The sequence below is a fragment of the Thermomonas sp. genome (assembly GCF_041919455.1).
GTDB lineage: Bacteria > Pseudomonadota > Gammaproteobacteria > Xanthomonadales > Xanthomonadaceae > Thermomonas.
Genome location: NZ_JAYRTQ010000026.1, coordinates 1 through 15,644, shown reverse-complemented (window position 1 = coordinate 15,644; position 15,644 = coordinate 1). Strand labels below are relative to the sequence as shown.

Genomic DNA, 15,644 nt, shown 5'->3' with positions numbered 1-15,644 from the left:
AGATCTCGTACTCGAACCCGAACAAGTTGCTGAACGGCACGGCAGGTGCGCTTCAGCAACGCGAGGCCTATGCTCGCGCCATCCTCCCGTTCCCCGGCCCTGCCCATGACCGCACTCTTCTCGCGCCGCCAGGCATTGACGATGCTGGCTTCGTCCGTTGCGCTAGCCGCATGCGGTGGTGGCGGAGGCCGGTCGAACCCCAATCCATCGCCGCCCCCACCGCCACCGCCGCCTCCACCACCGCCGGTGACCGGCCCGGCCTGGTTCGGCTACGGGCGCAATGCGCAGCACACCGCGGCCAGCACCATCCGCTCGCAGGACCTGGGGCGGATCGCATGGACCACCCCGGTGGATCTCGCACCGCAATACACCCAGTCCGGCGCGCTGCTGACCCATTACGGCTCGCCGGTCGTCACCACCAACAACACCGTGGTCATCCCGGTGAAGACGGGCGCGACCGGCGGTTATCGCGTCGAAGGCCGCAACGGCGCGAACGGCACGCTGATCTGGTCGGCGACCACCGACTACGTGACCCTACCGCGCAACTGGCTCCCGCCCTACAGCCCGCTGCTCACCGCACAGGGCCGGCTGTACGTGCAGGGCGCCGGCGGCAAGCTGCTGGTGCGCACCGATGGCGATGCGGCCTCCGGCAACTTCGCGCCGCAAGTCTTCTATGGCGCGAACAACTACAACGCCAATCCCGCCGCGTTCGACGCCACGGTCTTCATCAACACCCCGCTCACCGCGGATGCGCTGGGCAACATCTTCTTCGGCTTCCAGGTCACCGGAACGAACCCCGCCGGGCTGGTGAGCGGCATCGCCCGGGTCACGCCGGGCGGCACCGGCACCTGGGTCGGCGTGGCCGCGGCCGCCGGCGATGCCTCGATCGTGAAGCCGGTGATGAACTGCGCACCGGCGCTGTCGAACGACGGCAGCACGGTCTATATCGCGGTCAACCGCGGCGCGACCAGCGCGACCCAGAACGGCATGCTGCTCGCGCTCGACAGCACCACCCTGGCGACACGTGCCAGCGTGGCCCTGCTCGATCCGTTCCTGGGCGGCCCGGCGCGCCTCAGCGACGACGGCACCGCGGCACCGGTGGTCGGCCCCGATGGGCGCGTCTTCTACGGCGTGCTCGAGCGGACGTTCGGCTCCCACAACGCGCGGGGCTGGCTGCTGCAGTTCGATGCCGCACTCAATCCGGTGGGCGTGCCCGGCAGCTTCGGCTGGGACGTGTCGCCGAGCGTGATCCCGGCCTCGATGGTGCCGTCCTACACCGGCACCTCGACCTACCTGCTCGCGCAGAAATACAACAACTACGCCGGCGTCGGCACCGGCCTGGGCTTGAACCAGCTCGCCGTGCTCGATCCGGGCGCAAGCCAGGCCGATGCGATCACGCCGAGCGTGCAGGTGATGCGCGAGGTGCTGACCATTCTCGGACCGACCTTGGATGCCGGTTCCACCACCGGCCGACGCGAGTGGTGCATCAACACCATGGTCACCGACCCGGAGCGCAAGTCGATCCTCGCCAACAACGAGGACGGCATCCTGTATCGCTGGGACCTGACCAACAACACGTTCTCGCAGAGCGTGCGGCTCAATACCGGTCTGGGCCAGGCCTACACGCCGACCTGGGTGGGCGCCGACGGCGGGGTCTACGCGATCAGCAACGCGACGCTGTACGCGATCCGCGCCTAACGCCGGAACGGATCCCCGAAGCGGGGATCCGTGGTGAGCACGGGATCGTCCAGCGTCTTCAGGAAGGCGACCAGCGCCGCCCGGTCGGCGGCGTCCAGATCCAGGCGTCGAGGTGCGCTCGCCTCGCGCAAACGTGGATCCAGCGCCGGGCCGTCGCGCACGCCGGTCGCATAGAAGTCGACGACTTCGGCCAGCGTCGCGAAGCGGCCGTCGTGCATGTACGGCCCGGTCAGGCCCACGCTGCGCAATGACGGTGCCTTGAACAGGCGCGTCTCGCCGGCATCCAGCCCGTTGCTGCGTGCGTCCGCGGCCAGGGCGAACGTCGGCGGCCGGTGGCAGGCGGCGCATCCGGCACCGCCCTGGTCGGCATCGGCCATGAACAGGTGGCGGCCGCGGTTTTCCTCCGCAGTGAAGTTCGCCAGGTCGATGTCGAGTGCGCGGTTCGACGCTGCGGGCGAGAACACCCGCGCGTAGCCGGCATCCCAGCGACTGTCGTGGGACACCATCGCCCGCACGAACTGGGCGAGCGCCTGCTGGATGCGCGGCTCGGTGATCGTCGCGCTGCCGAACGCCCAGGCGAACAGGTCCGGGTAATACGCGGTGGCCGACATCTTGCGGATCAGGGCGTCGATGCCGCCTGCGGGCCCGCCCCAGCCCATTTCCACCAGGCTGTGCAGCGGCTGGCTCGCCTGCGCCTCGGCATCGGCGGCACGGCGGTCCCAGAACATGGTGCCCGGCTGCCAGTAGCGCAGGTTGCCCAGGCGCATGGCATGGAAATCGGTGGTGCCGGCGGTGCTGATCCCATTGCTGAACCGCATCGGATCGGTGAAGCCGAAGCGTTGCTGGTGGCAGGATCCGCAGGAGGCGCGGTTGTTGGTGCTCAGGCGCAGGTCGTGGAACAGCACCCGGCCGAGCGTCGCCACCCGGTCATCGACCGGGTTGGAGATCGGGCTGTTGTCCAGCGCGGCCACGCTCTGGTCGAAATACGCCGGGAGCGCGGGTGATGCGTAATTGGCGACATCCGCGAAATCGATATTGGTGGCCGCGGCGACGCCCGCGGGAGTCGAGGGCCCGGCACGATCGGAGCCGCAGGCTGCCAGCGCCAGCATCGCAGTGGCCAGCAACAAAACTCTCATGCTTCGAAGGCCCATTCCCTTCCCATTTGTCCGCAATTGATCCTACGCTGGCTTGGAGGCGCATGGCCGGATAAGGTGGATGCTGGCCGGTTGCAGGGGAACCGCATGGTCGGCAGCAGGGAGAGGGTTGGAATGGCGGCCGGCGCAACGCCGCGCCGGTCGATGCGGGGCGCGCCATGAGTGGGTTCTTCGCGGAAATCAAGCGTCGCAGCGTGATCCGGGTCGCGGGGCTGTACCTGGCCGGGGTCTGGCTGCTGCTGCAGGTCGCCGATACGGTCCTGCCGATGCTGGATGCGCCCGACTGGATCGCGCGCACGCTGTTGCTGGTGCTGGCGATCGGGTTCGTGCCGGTGATCGTGCTGGCATGGGCGTTCGAGTGGACGCCCGACGGGCTGGTGCGCGATGCCGACGCAACCCGCGACCCGGCTGCGAACGCACGCATCGGCAAGCGCCTGGATCGCTGGATCATGGTGCTGCTGGCGCTGGCGCTGGGCTATTTCGCCGTGGACAAATTCCTGCTGTCGCCGGCGCGTGTCCAGACGCAAATGCAGGCCGCGCGCCAGGAAGGGCGCAGCGAAGCCATCCTCACTGCCTATGGCGACCACTCCATCGCCGTGCTGGCGTTCCGCGACATGAGCCAGGCCCGCGACCAGGGCTATTTCTCGGAAGGCATCGCCGAGCAGATGCTGAACCTGCTCACCCGCGTGCAAGGCCTGCGGGTGACCTCGCGCGCGTCGGCGTTTTCGTTCGCCGGCAAGGACGTGGACATCCCGACCATCGCGCGCAGCTTGAACGTCAGCTATGTGCTGGACGGGTCGGTGCGCAAGGCCGGTGACCACATCCGCATTTCCGCGCAACTCATCGATGGTCGTTCCGATACCCAGCTGTGGTCTCAGACGTTCGATCGCCCGCTGCAGGACATCTTCGCGATCCAGGACGAAATCGCCGCAACCGTGGTCGAGCAACTGAAGATCGAGTTGCTGGGCGCGGTGCCGACGGTGCGCAAGACCAAGCCGGAAGCGCTGCGCCTGTACCTGCAAAGCCTGGAGGCCTACCGCAACCACACGCCCGAATCCTACGAACAGTCCAGGGCGCTGGCCCGCGAGGCGCTGGACATCGACCCGGACTACGTTGATGCCTGGAACATGCTGTCGGTGGTCTACAGCAGCCTGGCCGGCCTTGGCGTGCTGTCGGACGAGCAGGGCTATCCCCAGGCAATCGAAACGGCGCGCAAGGCCCTGGCGATCGATCCGAACTCGGCCGACGCCTACGCCGAACTTGCGCAGGTCGCGCTGACCGCCGAGGACGACCAGCAGGAGGCAGCGCGCTACCTGCAGAAAGCATTGACGCTGGAACCCAACAACACCTACGCGCTGGGCGGGGCCTCGATCCTGGCCAAGAGCCTGGGCCGGCTCGACCTCGCGGTACGCATCCAGCAGCAGGCGGTCGAACGCGACCCGCTCATGGCCAACGCGTTTTCCGAGCTGTGCCTGGCGCTGTTCCAGTCCGGCCGGGTCGACGAGAGCATCGTCCAGTGTCGCAAGGCGCTTGAGCTATCACCCGACCGCATCGTTACCCGTTACACGTTGGCAACCGCGCTGCTGGCCAAGGGCGACGCGCGCGGGGCACTGGCCGAAGCGGACGCGGAGCCTTTCGAGCCGTTCCGGATGTTCGGCCGGGCGATGGCCTACCACTCGCTGGGCGACCGCGCCCGTTCCGACGCCGAGCTCGCTGCGACCATCGCCAAGTACGAGAAGGATGCCGCCTACAACATCGCCTATGTCGAAGCCTGGCGCGGCAACGTGGACAAGGCGTTCGCCTGGCTGGACAAGGCGGTGGAGTATCGAGATTCGGGACTGCCGATGATCGCGGCCGATCCGATGTTCGCCAATCTCAAGGACGACCCGCGCTGGTTGCCGTTTCTGCGCAAGCAGGGCAAGTCGCCTGAGCAACTGGCTGCGATCCGCTTCGACGTGCCGATCGAGGCGGGCGGGGATGCGGCGCGTCCACCGGCGCGCGCGTCCCGGTAGGCGGCCCGCACCTGCCGGCGGCCGGTATTCGGTAACCTGTCGCCTTTTTGCACAGGAGGTGCCGTGGCGAGTCTGCAACTGGAAGTCCGGGTCTTGAATTCCCCGGAACTGGCCGCGCACGGCGTCCTGCAGGCGATCCGCGCCAGCGAATCCGGAAACCGGGACGTCGCGGCACGCGGCTATCGCGACGCGCTGTCGGCGCGCTTCCTGCATCCCGACAGCTGGTCCAACCTGGCTGCGTTGGCGATCGCGCTGGAAGATCCGCTGGCCGCGCGCCAGCATGCGACGCGTGCGTTGCAGCTTGATCGGCGCCATGCCGATGCCTGGACCAACCTGGGCGTGGCCAGCTGGCATGCAGGCCAGCATCGCGAGGGTGCCCAGGCGATGAGCCAAGCCCTTCAGTTCGCCCCCGGGCTGGCACCGGCCGCGCTGAACTACGCGTTGATGCTGCGGGTGGTGGGGCGGCTGGCGCAAGCGCACGACATCCTGGCTGCTGCCGTGCAGGCCAATCCCGGCGAGTGGCGGCTGCACCTGGCGCTGGCCGAGACCGGCCGCCTGCTCGAGCGCCATGACGTGGCCCGTCGCCATGCACTGGCGGCGCTTGGCATGGTGCCGGTGACCGCGAAGCAGACCCCGTCACCGGTTGCGCATCGCTCGGAACACCATGGCGACCTCGTCATCCAGACGCTGATCGCCACAGCGGATGCCTTCCGCGACGCCGGACTGCCGTTCCATCTCATCGGCGGCACGCTGCTCGCCCTCTATCGCGATGGCACCCCGTTCCCGCACGACAAGGACATCGATCTCGGCATGCCGTTCGACGTCGACCGCGACGCCGTGTACCAGGCGCTGGCCGGCGGCTTCACCCCGGTGCTGCCGAAGGACGACCCGCGGGCCGTGGCCTCGCGGCAGTGGATTCTGGGCTTCACGCACCAGCCCACCGGCATCGGCGTGGACTTGCTGTTCATGCATCCGCACGGCGACATGGTCCGCCTCAACATGGGCTGGCCGGACCACATCGGCACCGAAATGCCCGCCTATGGGCTGGAGATGCTGCGCTGGCAGGATCGCGACTGGCCGATGCCGTCGCCGCCGGAGCGCTACCTGGAGGGCATCTACGGTCCCGGTTGGCGCAAGCCAGAGCGCCATTACGACACCCAGGTATCGAATCCCTCGCGAACGCAGGAATCCCTGCCGCGCGCGGTGACCTTGGGGTTGATGCGGCTGGTCGAGGCCGTCCGCGCCGGCCAATGGGCGAAGGCCGATGCGCTGGGCCAGCAGATCCTCGCCCGCGAGGACCTTGCCGAAGTGCGCCGCCTGCGCGCGCGCCTGCCCAAATCACCAATGGCGCCGGTTTGAGCATCGCTGATGCGCGCACTGGCGTGTCCTGCCTGATCCCGGCAGCCGGCGCCGGCCTGCGCCTGGGGCAGGGCACCAAGGGGTTCCTGTCCCTGTCCGGCCGACCGTTGCTGTGCTGGGTGGCCGACAAGGCCTTGCAGGTCGCCGATGAGGTGATCGTGGCGGTGCCTGCCGACCGCCTGGAGGTCGCGACGCGCCTGCTGCCGCGCTGCAGGGTGCTGGCCGGTGGCGGCAGCCGCCACGACAGCGTGGCCCTGCTTGCCGAACAGGCGCGGCGACTAGTTGCTGCTGCATGACGTGGCGCGTCCGTTCGCCAGCGTGGGGCTACTCCAGCGCGTGATCGAGGCGGCACGTGCCACCGCTGCGCCGGTGCCTTCGTCGATCCCGAAGTGCCGGTGGCGCGCCTGCGCGATGGCTTCGCGGTCGAGGCCCTGCCGCGGCACGAAGCCGGCGTGTTCCAGTCGCCGCAGGCGTTCGCGCGCGGTCAGTTGCTCGACATGCTCGAACGCGCGCGCGACCACGGCTGGCAGCCGCAATCGACCCTGCAACTCGCGCTGCTGGCAGGCCTGCCGGTCGCGGCCGTGGCGGGCGAGAAAACCAATATCAAGATCACCACGGCCGAAGACTGGCAACAGGCCGACATGCTGGAGAGATGCCTCAGCTGAGTTCCGGAAACATGCCCCGCACGCAGCATCCCGACCTGTTCCTGTGGTCGCAGGCGCTGGATCCGGCGGCCTACATCCACGCACGCTACACCGTGACCTCGGTGCATGACGGCGAGGCCACCGCGCTTGGGATGGCGATGGAACAAAGCGCCGGCACCGTCATGATCCGCGCCTACGTCGCGCCCGAGCAGATGGGAGACTGGACCATCCGGGTAACTGCGATCGAGGCGCAGGTCGAGCATGCGACGCCAGGGCTGCAGTCCTACCAACTGGCAACCGATGTCTACGCGGAACAGCAGCAGGCACGAACCTGGACGGTGACGCTGGCGATTCCCCGCGTTCTGGTGGCAGGCAAGGCCGTGCAGCTTTTCAACGTCGTCGTTGGCGAGTTGCCACGGTTGGGGTTCCTCACCCGCTTCCGCCTGGATGCGTTGGCCTTGCCGGAGGATTTCGGGCCTGGGCCGGGTTTCGGGGCGGCGGGCATCCGCCAGCGATTGCACCGTCCCCATGGCCCCTTGCTGTGCCGAGCGATGCGTCCGGCGGTGGGCGTCGGGACCGACACCATGGTGCGGCTGAACCGGGATGTGTTGAACGCCGGCTATCACCTGGTCAAGGACGACGAGGTGCAGGTCTTCGCGGACAATCGCGCATTCCGCCAGCATGTCGAGGCGATGGTTGCCGCGCGCGATGAAGCCCAAGCGCACAGTGGCGAGCGCAAGGGCTACCTCGCCAACCTGATCTGCGAAGCCGACGAACTGGCCGAGCGCTGGGACATCGTGAAGACGTTGGGCGTGGATGGCGTGCCGATGTCCCCGGTGCTGCAGGGTTTCAGCACACTGTCGATGTGGCGCGCGAGCGGCAAATGCCGATCCTTGCCCACAACACCTTCAGCGACCTGCTGACCCGGCACCCGGTGGGGCATCGCGCATCCGGTGCTGAGCGGCCTGTACGAAAGCCTCGGCGCCGACTGGATCGTGACCTCGGGCGAATACGGCGCCAGCGACGGCGTGGGGATGGACGATGCCTGGCCGTTCCGCCGCCCCCAGCGGGCGATGCCGATCCTGCAGGGCGGCAAGAGTCCCGAAGGACTGCCGACGTTCCGCGCAGCGATCGGCAGCGACGACTACATGCTGATCGTGGCCTCGTGGGTGGATGGCCACGCCGACGGCTTGGGTGCGGCGGCCGGAATTTTCCGCAGCGCCGTCGATGCACAGTCCAGGCACGACTGACCTGCAGGCGCGATGAGCGACGCACGCACCGGCCTCTCGTTCCTGATGCTCGCGGCCGGCGCCGGCGAGCGCCTCGGTCTCGGGCCGATGGACTTCCTGGAGTTGGCCGGCCGGCCGTTGCTGTGCTGGCTGGCCGACAAGGCCATGCAGGTGGCCGACGAGGTCCTGGTCGTAGTGCCGGCGGATCGAGTCGACGCCACTGCGGCACTGTTGCCCGGGTGCCGGGTGATGGCCGGCGGCGCGACCCGCCAGGACAGCATCGCGGTGCTGGCCACGCAGGCGCGCGGCGAGTGGCTGCTGGTGCACGAGGCCGCGCGGCCGTTCGCCAGCCTCGCGCTGTTCCGGCAGGTCATCGACAAGGCCCGGCAATGCGGCTGCGCCGGTGCCTTCCTGTCGCCGGCGGTACCGGTCGCGCGGCTGCGCGATGGCCGCGTGGTCGAGGCCTATGCCGGTAGCGAGGTCGGCATCTTCCAGACCCCGCAGGTGTATGCGCGCGCCGACATGGACCGGATGCTGCAGCTGCGTGATGCCGTGCCGGGCTGGCACGCGGAGTCGCCGGTGCAACGGGCGCTGGCTGCCGGCATCGACTTGCACGCGGTACCGGGCGAGGCGCACAACATCAAGATCACCACCAGCGAAGACTGGGAGATCGCGCAACACCTCGGGCATCTGCTGGCCTGAGTTCGACACCCCCGCAGCTGCGGGATTCAGGCGCGCACCCGTCGCAACGAGACTGCGTTGCGGGCGCTTGGCCCGGCAGCACAGGGAATTGCGCCATGCGCACGTTCAAGGCACCGATGATCGCGCTGGTGATCGCCTGCCTCGGCGTATGCGCCGTCGCGCCGGCACAGGCGCAGGACGCGCCCGTCGTCAACCTGCCGGCAAAGCAGATGGAAGCGTACATGGGCCGCATCCAGGGCAAGGAAGCGCAGATCGCCTATCTCCCGGCCATGCAGCTGCGTTGGGCCGTGCGCAGCAAGGCCACGGCGACTGGCGGCGTGTTCCGCAAGCACAAGTCCAGCAAGGAAATCTTCGCGCCTTTCGAACAGGCGATGCTGGAACGGGTACTGGTGGCATTGCAGGACGACCTGGCCGAGCGCTTGCGCGCCGCCGGCTGGCAGGCAAGGACCGCGGCCGAACTGGGCAACGACGTCCCGCAGCTCAAGAGTCTCGAGACCAATGCCGAATTGGGGTTGCCGCTGCTCAAGCACGACGACACGATCAACGCGCACGATTACGTGGTGGTCTCGCTGCCCGGCAAGGGACCGGTCGACACCAAGGCGATCAGCAACGGCATGGCGATCCAGCGCTTCCTGAAAGGCAAGCAAGGGCTCAACGCCAACATCGTCTACGAATTCGCGCCCGGCACCGTGGGCGAAACCGATTCGCGCATGCTCGGCACCGAGGCCGGCGCTGGCCTGTGGTTCAACGCGCGCGCCGATTTCATCGGTGCCGAACGCGGTGGCTGGGGCAACGTGAACACCAGGCCGGAAGGCCTGGTGGTGGCGCCGGAGATCGGCACGCTCGGCGAAATCGCCGGCTCCAAGGCGGGCACCGCGGAGAACGTGATCCGCTTCATCGGCGGCATGGGCGGGGTGGATCGCACCGGTTACCAGATGACCCCCGACTGGCCCAAGGCCGAGGCCGCGATGCTCGCCGCCGGCAAGGCCTTCAATGCGGAACTGGTGGCGCGGCTGAAGTAGGGAGGGGCCTCCAAGGCCGGCTATGCTGCCGGCCTTGGAGGGTTTCATGACGACACGAACGAACGCCGATGTCCTGATCATCGGTGGCGGCCACAACGGCCTGGTCTGCGCGGCCTACCTGGCGGCGACCGGCCTGAAGGTGCGTGTGCTGGAGCGCCGCCACATCGTGGGTGGCGCGGCAGTCACCGAGGAATTCCATCCCGGCTTCCGCAATTCGGTGGCCAGCTACACGGTCAGCCTGCTCAACCCCAAGGTCATCGCCGACCTGCGCCTGGCGCAGCACGGCCTGCGCGTGGTCGAGCGGCCCTACGCGAATTTCCTGCCGTTGCCGGACGGTCGCAGTTTCCGCCTCGGCGGCGGTCACACCGACACCGAGATCGCGAAGTTCGCGCCCGGCGACGTCGCCCGCTGGGCCGACTACACCACGATGCTCGACCGCGTGGTGGCGGTATTGAAGGAACTCATCCACCTCACGCCGCCCAACATCGGCGAGCGCATCGCCTTCGCCGACTGGCTGGGTTCGTATGCCGTCGCGAAGCGCCTGAAACACCTGGACCTGCGCGGCCGCCGCGACCTGCTCGACCTGTTCACCAAGTCCGCCGGCGAACTGCTGGACTACTACTTCGAAGGCGAGCCGCTGAAAGCGGTGCTCGGCTGGGATTCGGTGGTCGGCAACTTCGCCAGCCCGTACACGCCCGGCAGCGCTTACGTCCTGCTGCACCACCTGTTCGGCGAGGTGAACGGCAAGACCGGCGTGTGGGGCCACGCGATCGGCGGCATGGGCGCGATCACCCAGGCCATGCGCAAGGAATGCGAAGCGCGCGGCGTCGCCATCGACACCGATGCCGACGTGGCCAGGCTCATCATCGAAAACGAGAAAGCCGTTGGCGTGGTGCTGGCCGATGGCCGCGAACTGCGCGCACCGACCATCGTCAGCAATCTCAATCCCAAGCTGCTCTACACCAGGCTGGTCGAGCGCAAGCAATTGGACGATGACACCGCGCAGCGCATCGACCGCTATCGCTGCGGCTCCGGCACGTTCCGCATGAACGTCGCACTGTCCGAGTTGCCGGACTTCACCGCGATGCCCGGTACCAACCTGCAGCCGCATCACAGCAGCGGGATCCTGATCGGGCCGTCGCTGCAGTATTTCGAACAGGCGTATTTCGATGCGAAGTCGAAGGCGCACAACGCGGGCTGGGCGCGCAAGCCGATCGTCGAAGTGGTGATTTCCTCGACGCTTGACGACACGCTTGCGCCCGCGGGCCAGCATGTCGCCAGCCTGTTCTGCCAGCAGGTGAATCCCGACGTGGACGGCGGCTGGGATGCGCATCGCGACACCGTCGCCAAGCTGATGATCGACACCGTCAACGACTACGCGCCGAATTTCTCGCGCAGCGTGATCGGCTACGAGGCCTTGAGTCCACTCGACCTGGAGCGCCGCATCGGCCTGGTCGGCGGCGACATCTTCCACGGCGCGCTGGGCCTGGACCAGATGTTCAGCGCGCGTCCCTTGCTCGGCCAGGGCAACTACCGTGGCGCGTTCAAGCACCTCTATCTGTGCGGTTCCGGCACCCATCCCGGTGGTGGCGTGACCGGCCTGCCGGGCCGCAACGCGGCGCGCGAAATCCTGAAGGATCTTCGCAAGGGGCCGCGGCCGGATTAGTAGTCCTGGACAAGGCGGTTCTTGCTCGTCATTCCTGCGAAGGCAGGAATCTAGTGTCTTTGCTTTCAATCTGAAGTCACTGGATCCCTGCCTCCGGGGATGACTGCACTCAACATCTAATGTGCCGGTCACGAAGCTGGCCTCACTCCAGCCACGGATTCCGCATCGGTTCGACCGTCGCCTCCTTCGGCGCGGCCTCGATCGCGGCGATCTGCGCCTTCAACTGTGCGGCGATGGACGGTTCGACCGGCACCTTGGTCTGCGTCAATAGCCCGCGATAGGCGGCAATCGCTTCCTCGCGCCGGCCTTGCCTCAGGTATGCGTTGCCCAATTCGACGCCTGCATCGACCTTGGCCGGCAACTGCGCGACGACTTCTTCCAGCCGATCCGACACCAGCTTCCAGTCGTTGCCGTTTTCCTTGTAGATGTAGTCGCTGACCTTCGAGAACATGCTGCCGGCGCGCGTCTGCGGGCGGGTCATCTCGCCGTGCCAGATGCCGACGTAGCCGAAGCGCGCGACCAGCTTCATGTCCTTGAAGACGACGGCGGGATCCCAGTCCCACTGCGGCCACGGCAACGTGTCGGTCATCGTGTAGATGAACCAGCCCTTGTAGTGCCCGGCGACATTGGTGTCGTCCAGCGACTCCACCCGTCGGTGGAAATTCAGTTTCGCCGCGCGTACCTGCTCTTCGCCCATCCAGTACTCGTTGTACATCGGCTCGCCGGAGGGCGCGATCACCCGATCATGGAACGCGCGGATTTCGTGGAAGCGCTGGCCCAGGTCGAGGCCTTCGTTGCCAAAATAGCGATAGGCATCCGCGCTGCCGCCGGCCAATTCGTTGTGGTATTCCCACAGCCGCGGCTCGCGCAGGGTCATGCCCGCCGCGATCAGGTACAGCGCGGCCACGCCGACCAGCAAGGGACGCGAATGCCGTTGCATCGCGATGCCGAGCGCACCGCCGGCAATCACCGCCAACCCGACCAGCACCGGCAGTGCGTGGCGCACGCCGCCCCAGATGCCTTCCGATCCCATCAACGCGACCAGATGGAAGCCGCAGGCCGCGACCACCGCCGCCAGGCTCCAGCGCGCACTGGGCGGCAGACGCGTGCTCACGATGAGCGGCAACGCGGCAAGCAACAGCGCGATCAATGCGAGCGGCACTTTGGAGGCGAGGATCGCTGGCCAGCTGAACCACGGCGGGTTGCCGTAGTACGTCTTGCCCCAGACCTGGTGCATGCCGATGCCGCGGCCTTCCACGCCGGTGCGGACGGTGTCGGCCAGGCCCCACAGATAGGCGCGCGGCAGCAGCCGGTGTTCATCGGCGAAGGCGATCGCATTGCGCCAGTGCGGAAGTTTCAGTTCGTCGATCTTCTCCGCGAGCGGGCGGTTGAAGGCATCGCGACCATCGGCGCCGGCATGGAAGTGCAGGCCATACATCGACCACAGCAACAGCAGCGACAACAACGCCGCCACCGCCATTTGCGCCACCCGTCGCGCGACCTCACTGATGCCTTGCCGCCACCCGCACAACGCCGCGATGACCATGCCGATGCCGAGCCCGCCCAACCCCGCCAGCGCCGAATGCTTGGATGCCAGCGCCACGCCCATCGCCAGACCGCAACCGATGGCCCATGGCCAGCGCCAGGTCGTGGCCAGCAGCCCGGCGCACAACGCGGCGATGGCCAGCGACAGGGCGAGTGGGAGGTCGGTCATCACCACCGGCAGATGCGCGCCCACCGTGGGTTCCAGCGCGAGGAACAGCAACGCGCCGGAGGCCCATGCCAGCCCGAACGCACGCCACAGCAGCAGGCCCAGCACCACCAGCATCAACCCGTGCAACGTCCACAAGGCGAGCCGAGCGCGGGTCTGCGCGGCGCTTGCGTCGTTGCCGAAGAACATCGTGGTTTCTACCCAATCGCGCTCCTGCGACTTCTCGTGCAAGTCGGGCATCGGCGGCAGCGTGAACGTGTCCGGCATCCATGCGCCGACCCACAATTTCACCAGCGGCGGATGTTCCGGATTGAGGTGGAAACCCTCGCCACGCACATAGGCAGTGCCCGCGACGACATGCCATGGCTCGTCCACGGTGAAGCTGTCGAGGCGTGTACCCGCGGCGGAACGCAAACCGGCCAACAGTGACAGCGCGATCAAAAGGACGATGCCGATCCAGCGCGGAGGTGGCAGGTAGCGGATCGGGGGTCATTCCCGGGGCAAACGCGGGCCGTACCTCGTGCCGGACAGGCGGGTGTCCCGTCGCGCGTCCGCGTCGCGTATTCCCGGTGAAAGGGACACGGGAACCACGCCATGGGACGCACACCGCTTTTCCGCCTGCTGCAACGTGCCGCCGCCATCGCCCGCGCATCGCGCCACGTGCGCATGCCGCTGGACGAATTCCACGACATCGTGCAGGCGCAGCGCTTTGATCGACGCCGGCGCCGCCTGTTGCAGGGCGCAGGCGCCAGCGCCCTGCTCGCGGGTTGCAGCTCGGTATCGAATCCGATGCGCGCGGGGACGGATGACGAAGTGGTCATCGTCGGCGCCGGCATCGCCGGACTGACCGCTGCCTGGCGCTTGCGCCAGCAGGGTGTGCGGGCGCGCGTGTTCGAAGCGCAGGAACGCATTGGCGGCCGCATGCTCTCGCTGCGCGACCCGTCTTTATTCCCGAATGGCGCGGACGGGCAGGTGATCGAACTCGGCGGCGAACTGATCGACACCGGACATGCCCGCATCCGTGCACTGGCTGGCGAACTCGGCATCGCGCTGGACGATTTGCTCGACGGCGACAGCGACCACGAGACCTGGTTCTTCGATGGCCGCGCGATCGGCGAAGCGGAACTCGTCCGCGCCTTCGTGCCGATTGCAGCGGCGATCGAACGCGATCTCGCGTCCGCCGGCGACGGCAGTTACGACCATCAGGACACCAATCCGGCATTCCGCGCGCTGGATGCGATGAGCATCACCCAGTGGTTCGACCGCAACGGCGTGAGCGGCTGGCTGCGAAAGTTGCTGGACGTGGCCTACACCACCGAGATGGGCCTGGAGATCGAGCAGCAGTCCGCGCTGAATTTCCTCACCTTCGTCGGCACCGAGGACAAGGATGCCTTCAGGATCTTCGGCGAAAGCGATGAGCGTTTCCATGTGCGTGGTGGCAACGACCTGATCCCGCGCACGCTCGCGGCGAAGATGACCGATGCGATCGAGACCGGCCACGTCCTGGAGGCCATCCGTGGCGATGCCGGCGGTTACGTGCTGGTCTTCCGCAAGGGCGCGGCCACCCGCGAGGTGCGTGCGCGACAGGTGATCCTGGCGTTGCCGTTCACCCTGCTGCGCAAGGTGCAGGTCGACGTCGAACTGCCGGCGCTGAAGAAGCACGCCATCGCGCAACTCACCTACGGCACCAATGCCAAGCTGATGATCGGCTTCGAGCGGCGCACCTGGCGCGAACACGGCGCGAATGGCGCGTCGATGAGCGACCTGGCCTACCAGACCACGTGGGACACCTCGCGCAAGCAGGCGGGCATCGCGGGCGCGCTGACCAATTTCACCGGCGGCCGGCACGGCATCGAGCTGGGACAGGGCACGCCGAAGCAGCAGGCCGAGGCCGCGGTGCGCGACCTCGAACGGGTGTTCCCCGGCATCTCCGCCGCGCGTGGCAATGCCCGCGAGGCCCGCATGCACTGGCCGTCCAATCCGTGGGTGCTGGGCAGCTATGCCTGCTTCCGGCCGGGCGACTGGGCGGGCCTGGGCGGCGTGATGGGCGAGTCGGTGGGCGGCCTGCACTTCGCCGGCGAACATTGCTCGGTCGAGGCGCAGGGCTTCATGGAAGGCGGCTGCGAATCCGGCGAGCTGGCGGCGCAGGCCGTGCTGGCGCAACGCGGGATCGCGCGCGCGGCGTGATTGCTGCACCGCGCGGTGCAATTTTGCAGTGCAGCGTGCAAACCACCTAACGAATCCTTCACAGTCGCCCCGCGTCCCGACGTGGGGGAGGGAGCAGGGCCCGCTGAGACTTCGGTCTAAGCGGGCTTTTTTATGGTTCATCACGGAAGTCCGGGGAGCGCCCACAAAAAAAGGAACGGCGGATTCGGGTGAAGATGTTTGTGCGACCAAACGTCTAAACCGAAGCCACCGTTCCCATGTCAGATAGTAAAGCTTGCCTA

Annotated in this window: 13 protein-coding genes; 11 read left to right on the top strand and 2 right to left on the bottom strand. The window is 67.6% G+C overall.

The features are described from left to right. Window positions 1-105: 105 nt before the first annotated feature. Window positions 106-1,698 carry a hypothetical protein gene (locus tag ACE3T8_RS13550; RefSeq protein WP_374609794.1) on the top strand — a complete coding sequence of 531 codons (1,593 nt, stop codon included), beginning with the start codon at window positions 106-108 and terminating at the stop codon, window positions 1,696-1,698. On the opposite strand, the gene ACE3T8_RS13545 is transcribed toward ACE3T8_RS13550, so the two are convergent. After that, a complete protein-coding gene (locus tag ACE3T8_RS13545; RefSeq protein WP_374609792.1) occupies window positions 1,695-2,834 on the bottom strand; it encodes a cytochrome-c peroxidase in 1,140 nt (379 codons plus the stop codon). The two genes, ACE3T8_RS13550 and ACE3T8_RS13545, sit on opposite strands and share 4 nt — an antisense overlap. Before the next feature lie 176 nt (window positions 2,835-3,010). Between ACE3T8_RS13545 and ACE3T8_RS13540 the strand changes: the two genes are divergently transcribed. From ACE3T8_RS13540 to ACE3T8_RS13500, 9 genes are all read left to right on the top strand, one after another. Continuing rightward, window positions 3,011-4,864 (top strand): tetratricopeptide repeat protein, encoded by a 1,854-nt coding sequence (locus tag ACE3T8_RS13540; protein ID WP_374609790.1) that lies wholly within the window; start codon window positions 3,011-3,013, stop codon window positions 4,862-4,864. A 63-nt stretch (window positions 4,865-4,927) separates the two neighbouring features. Further along, on the top strand, window positions 4,928-6,223 hold the full coding sequence (locus tag ACE3T8_RS13535) for a LicD family protein (RefSeq protein WP_374609788.1): 1,296 nt from the start codon (window positions 4,928-4,930) through the stop codon (window positions 6,221-6,223). Further along, a complete protein-coding gene (locus ACE3T8_RS13530) occupies window positions 6,220-6,519 on the top strand; it encodes a 2-C-methyl-D-erythritol 4-phosphate cytidylyltransferase (RefSeq protein ID WP_374609786.1) in 300 nt (99 codons plus the stop codon). Before ACE3T8_RS13535 ends, ACE3T8_RS13530 begins: the two co-directional genes overlap by 4 nt. Before the next feature lie 99 nt (window positions 6,520-6,618). Continuing rightward, the gene (locus ACE3T8_RS13525) at window positions 6,619-6,888 is read left to right on the top strand and encodes a 2-C-methyl-D-erythritol 4-phosphate cytidylyltransferase (RefSeq protein WP_374609785.1); all 270 of its coding nucleotides are present in this window, start codon (window positions 6,619-6,621) and stop codon (window positions 6,886-6,888) included. Window positions 6,889-6,980: 92 nt separating this feature from the next. Further along, entirely contained in the window at window positions 6,981-7,790 is an 810-nt protein-coding gene (locus ACE3T8_RS13520) for a RuBisCO large subunit C-terminal-like domain-containing protein (protein ID WP_374609783.1), read from the top strand. Between the two features lie 30 nt (window positions 7,791-7,820). Beyond that, window positions 7,821-8,117 (top strand): hypothetical protein, encoded by a 297-nt coding sequence (locus tag ACE3T8_RS13515; RefSeq protein ID WP_374609781.1) that lies wholly within the window; start codon window positions 7,821-7,823, stop codon window positions 8,115-8,117. A gap of 12 nt (window positions 8,118-8,129) precedes the next feature. Further along, window positions 8,130-8,798 (top strand): 2-C-methyl-D-erythritol 4-phosphate cytidylyltransferase, encoded by a 669-nt coding sequence (locus ACE3T8_RS13510; protein ID WP_374609779.1) that lies wholly within the window; start codon window positions 8,130-8,132, stop codon window positions 8,796-8,798. 95 nt (window positions 8,799-8,893) lie between these two features. Continuing rightward, a complete protein-coding gene (locus tag ACE3T8_RS13505; RefSeq protein WP_374609777.1) occupies window positions 8,894-9,820 on the top strand; it encodes a hypothetical protein in 927 nt (308 codons plus the stop codon). Between the two features lie 46 nt (window positions 9,821-9,866). Continuing rightward, entirely contained in the window at window positions 9,867-11,486 is a 1,620-nt protein-coding gene (locus ACE3T8_RS13500; RefSeq protein WP_374609776.1) for a phytoene desaturase family protein, read from the top strand. Window positions 11,487-11,628: 142 nt separating this feature from the next. Here ACE3T8_RS13500 and ACE3T8_RS13495 read toward each other — a convergent pair whose 3' ends face one another. Next, a complete protein-coding gene (locus ACE3T8_RS13495) occupies window positions 11,629-13,611 on the bottom strand; it encodes a tetratricopeptide repeat protein (protein ID WP_374609774.1) in 1,983 nt (660 codons plus the stop codon). A 180-nt stretch (window positions 13,612-13,791) separates the two neighbouring features. Here ACE3T8_RS13495 and ACE3T8_RS13490 point away from each other — a divergent pair, with 180 nt between their 5' ends. After that, window positions 13,792-15,384: a flavin monoamine oxidase family protein gene (locus ACE3T8_RS13490; RefSeq protein ID WP_374609772.1), complete on the top strand. Its 1,593-nt coding sequence runs from the start codon at window positions 13,792-13,794 to the stop codon at window positions 15,382-15,384. Window positions 15,385-15,644: the final 260 nt, after the last annotated feature.

Bases quoted from the DNA above. Each gene is read 5' to 3' on its own strand.
- ACE3T8_RS13505 (WP_374609777.1), top strand. From the start codon at position 8,894: ATGCGCACGTTCAAGGCACCGATGATCGCGCTGGTGATCGCCTGCCTC.
- ACE3T8_RS13540 (WP_374609790.1), top strand. From the start codon at position 3,011: ATGAGTGGGTTCTTCGCGGAAATCAAGCGTCGCAGCGTGATCCGGGTC.
- ACE3T8_RS13550 (WP_374609794.1), top strand. From the start codon at position 106: ATGACCGCACTCTTCTCGCGCCGCCAGGCATTGACGATGCTGGCTTCG.
- ACE3T8_RS13545 (WP_374609792.1), bottom strand. From the start codon at position 2,834: ATGAGAGTTTTGTTGCTGGCCACTGCGATGCTGGCGCTGGCAGCCTGC.
- ACE3T8_RS13490 (WP_374609772.1), top strand. From the start codon at position 13,792: ATGGGACGCACACCGCTTTTCCGCCTGCTGCAACGTGCCGCCGCCATC.
- ACE3T8_RS13500 (WP_374609776.1), top strand. From the start codon at position 9,867: ATGACGACACGAACGAACGCCGATGTCCTGATCATCGGTGGCGGCCAC.
- ACE3T8_RS13510 (WP_374609779.1), top strand. From the start codon at position 8,130: ATGAGCGACGCACGCACCGGCCTCTCGTTCCTGATGCTCGCGGCCGGC.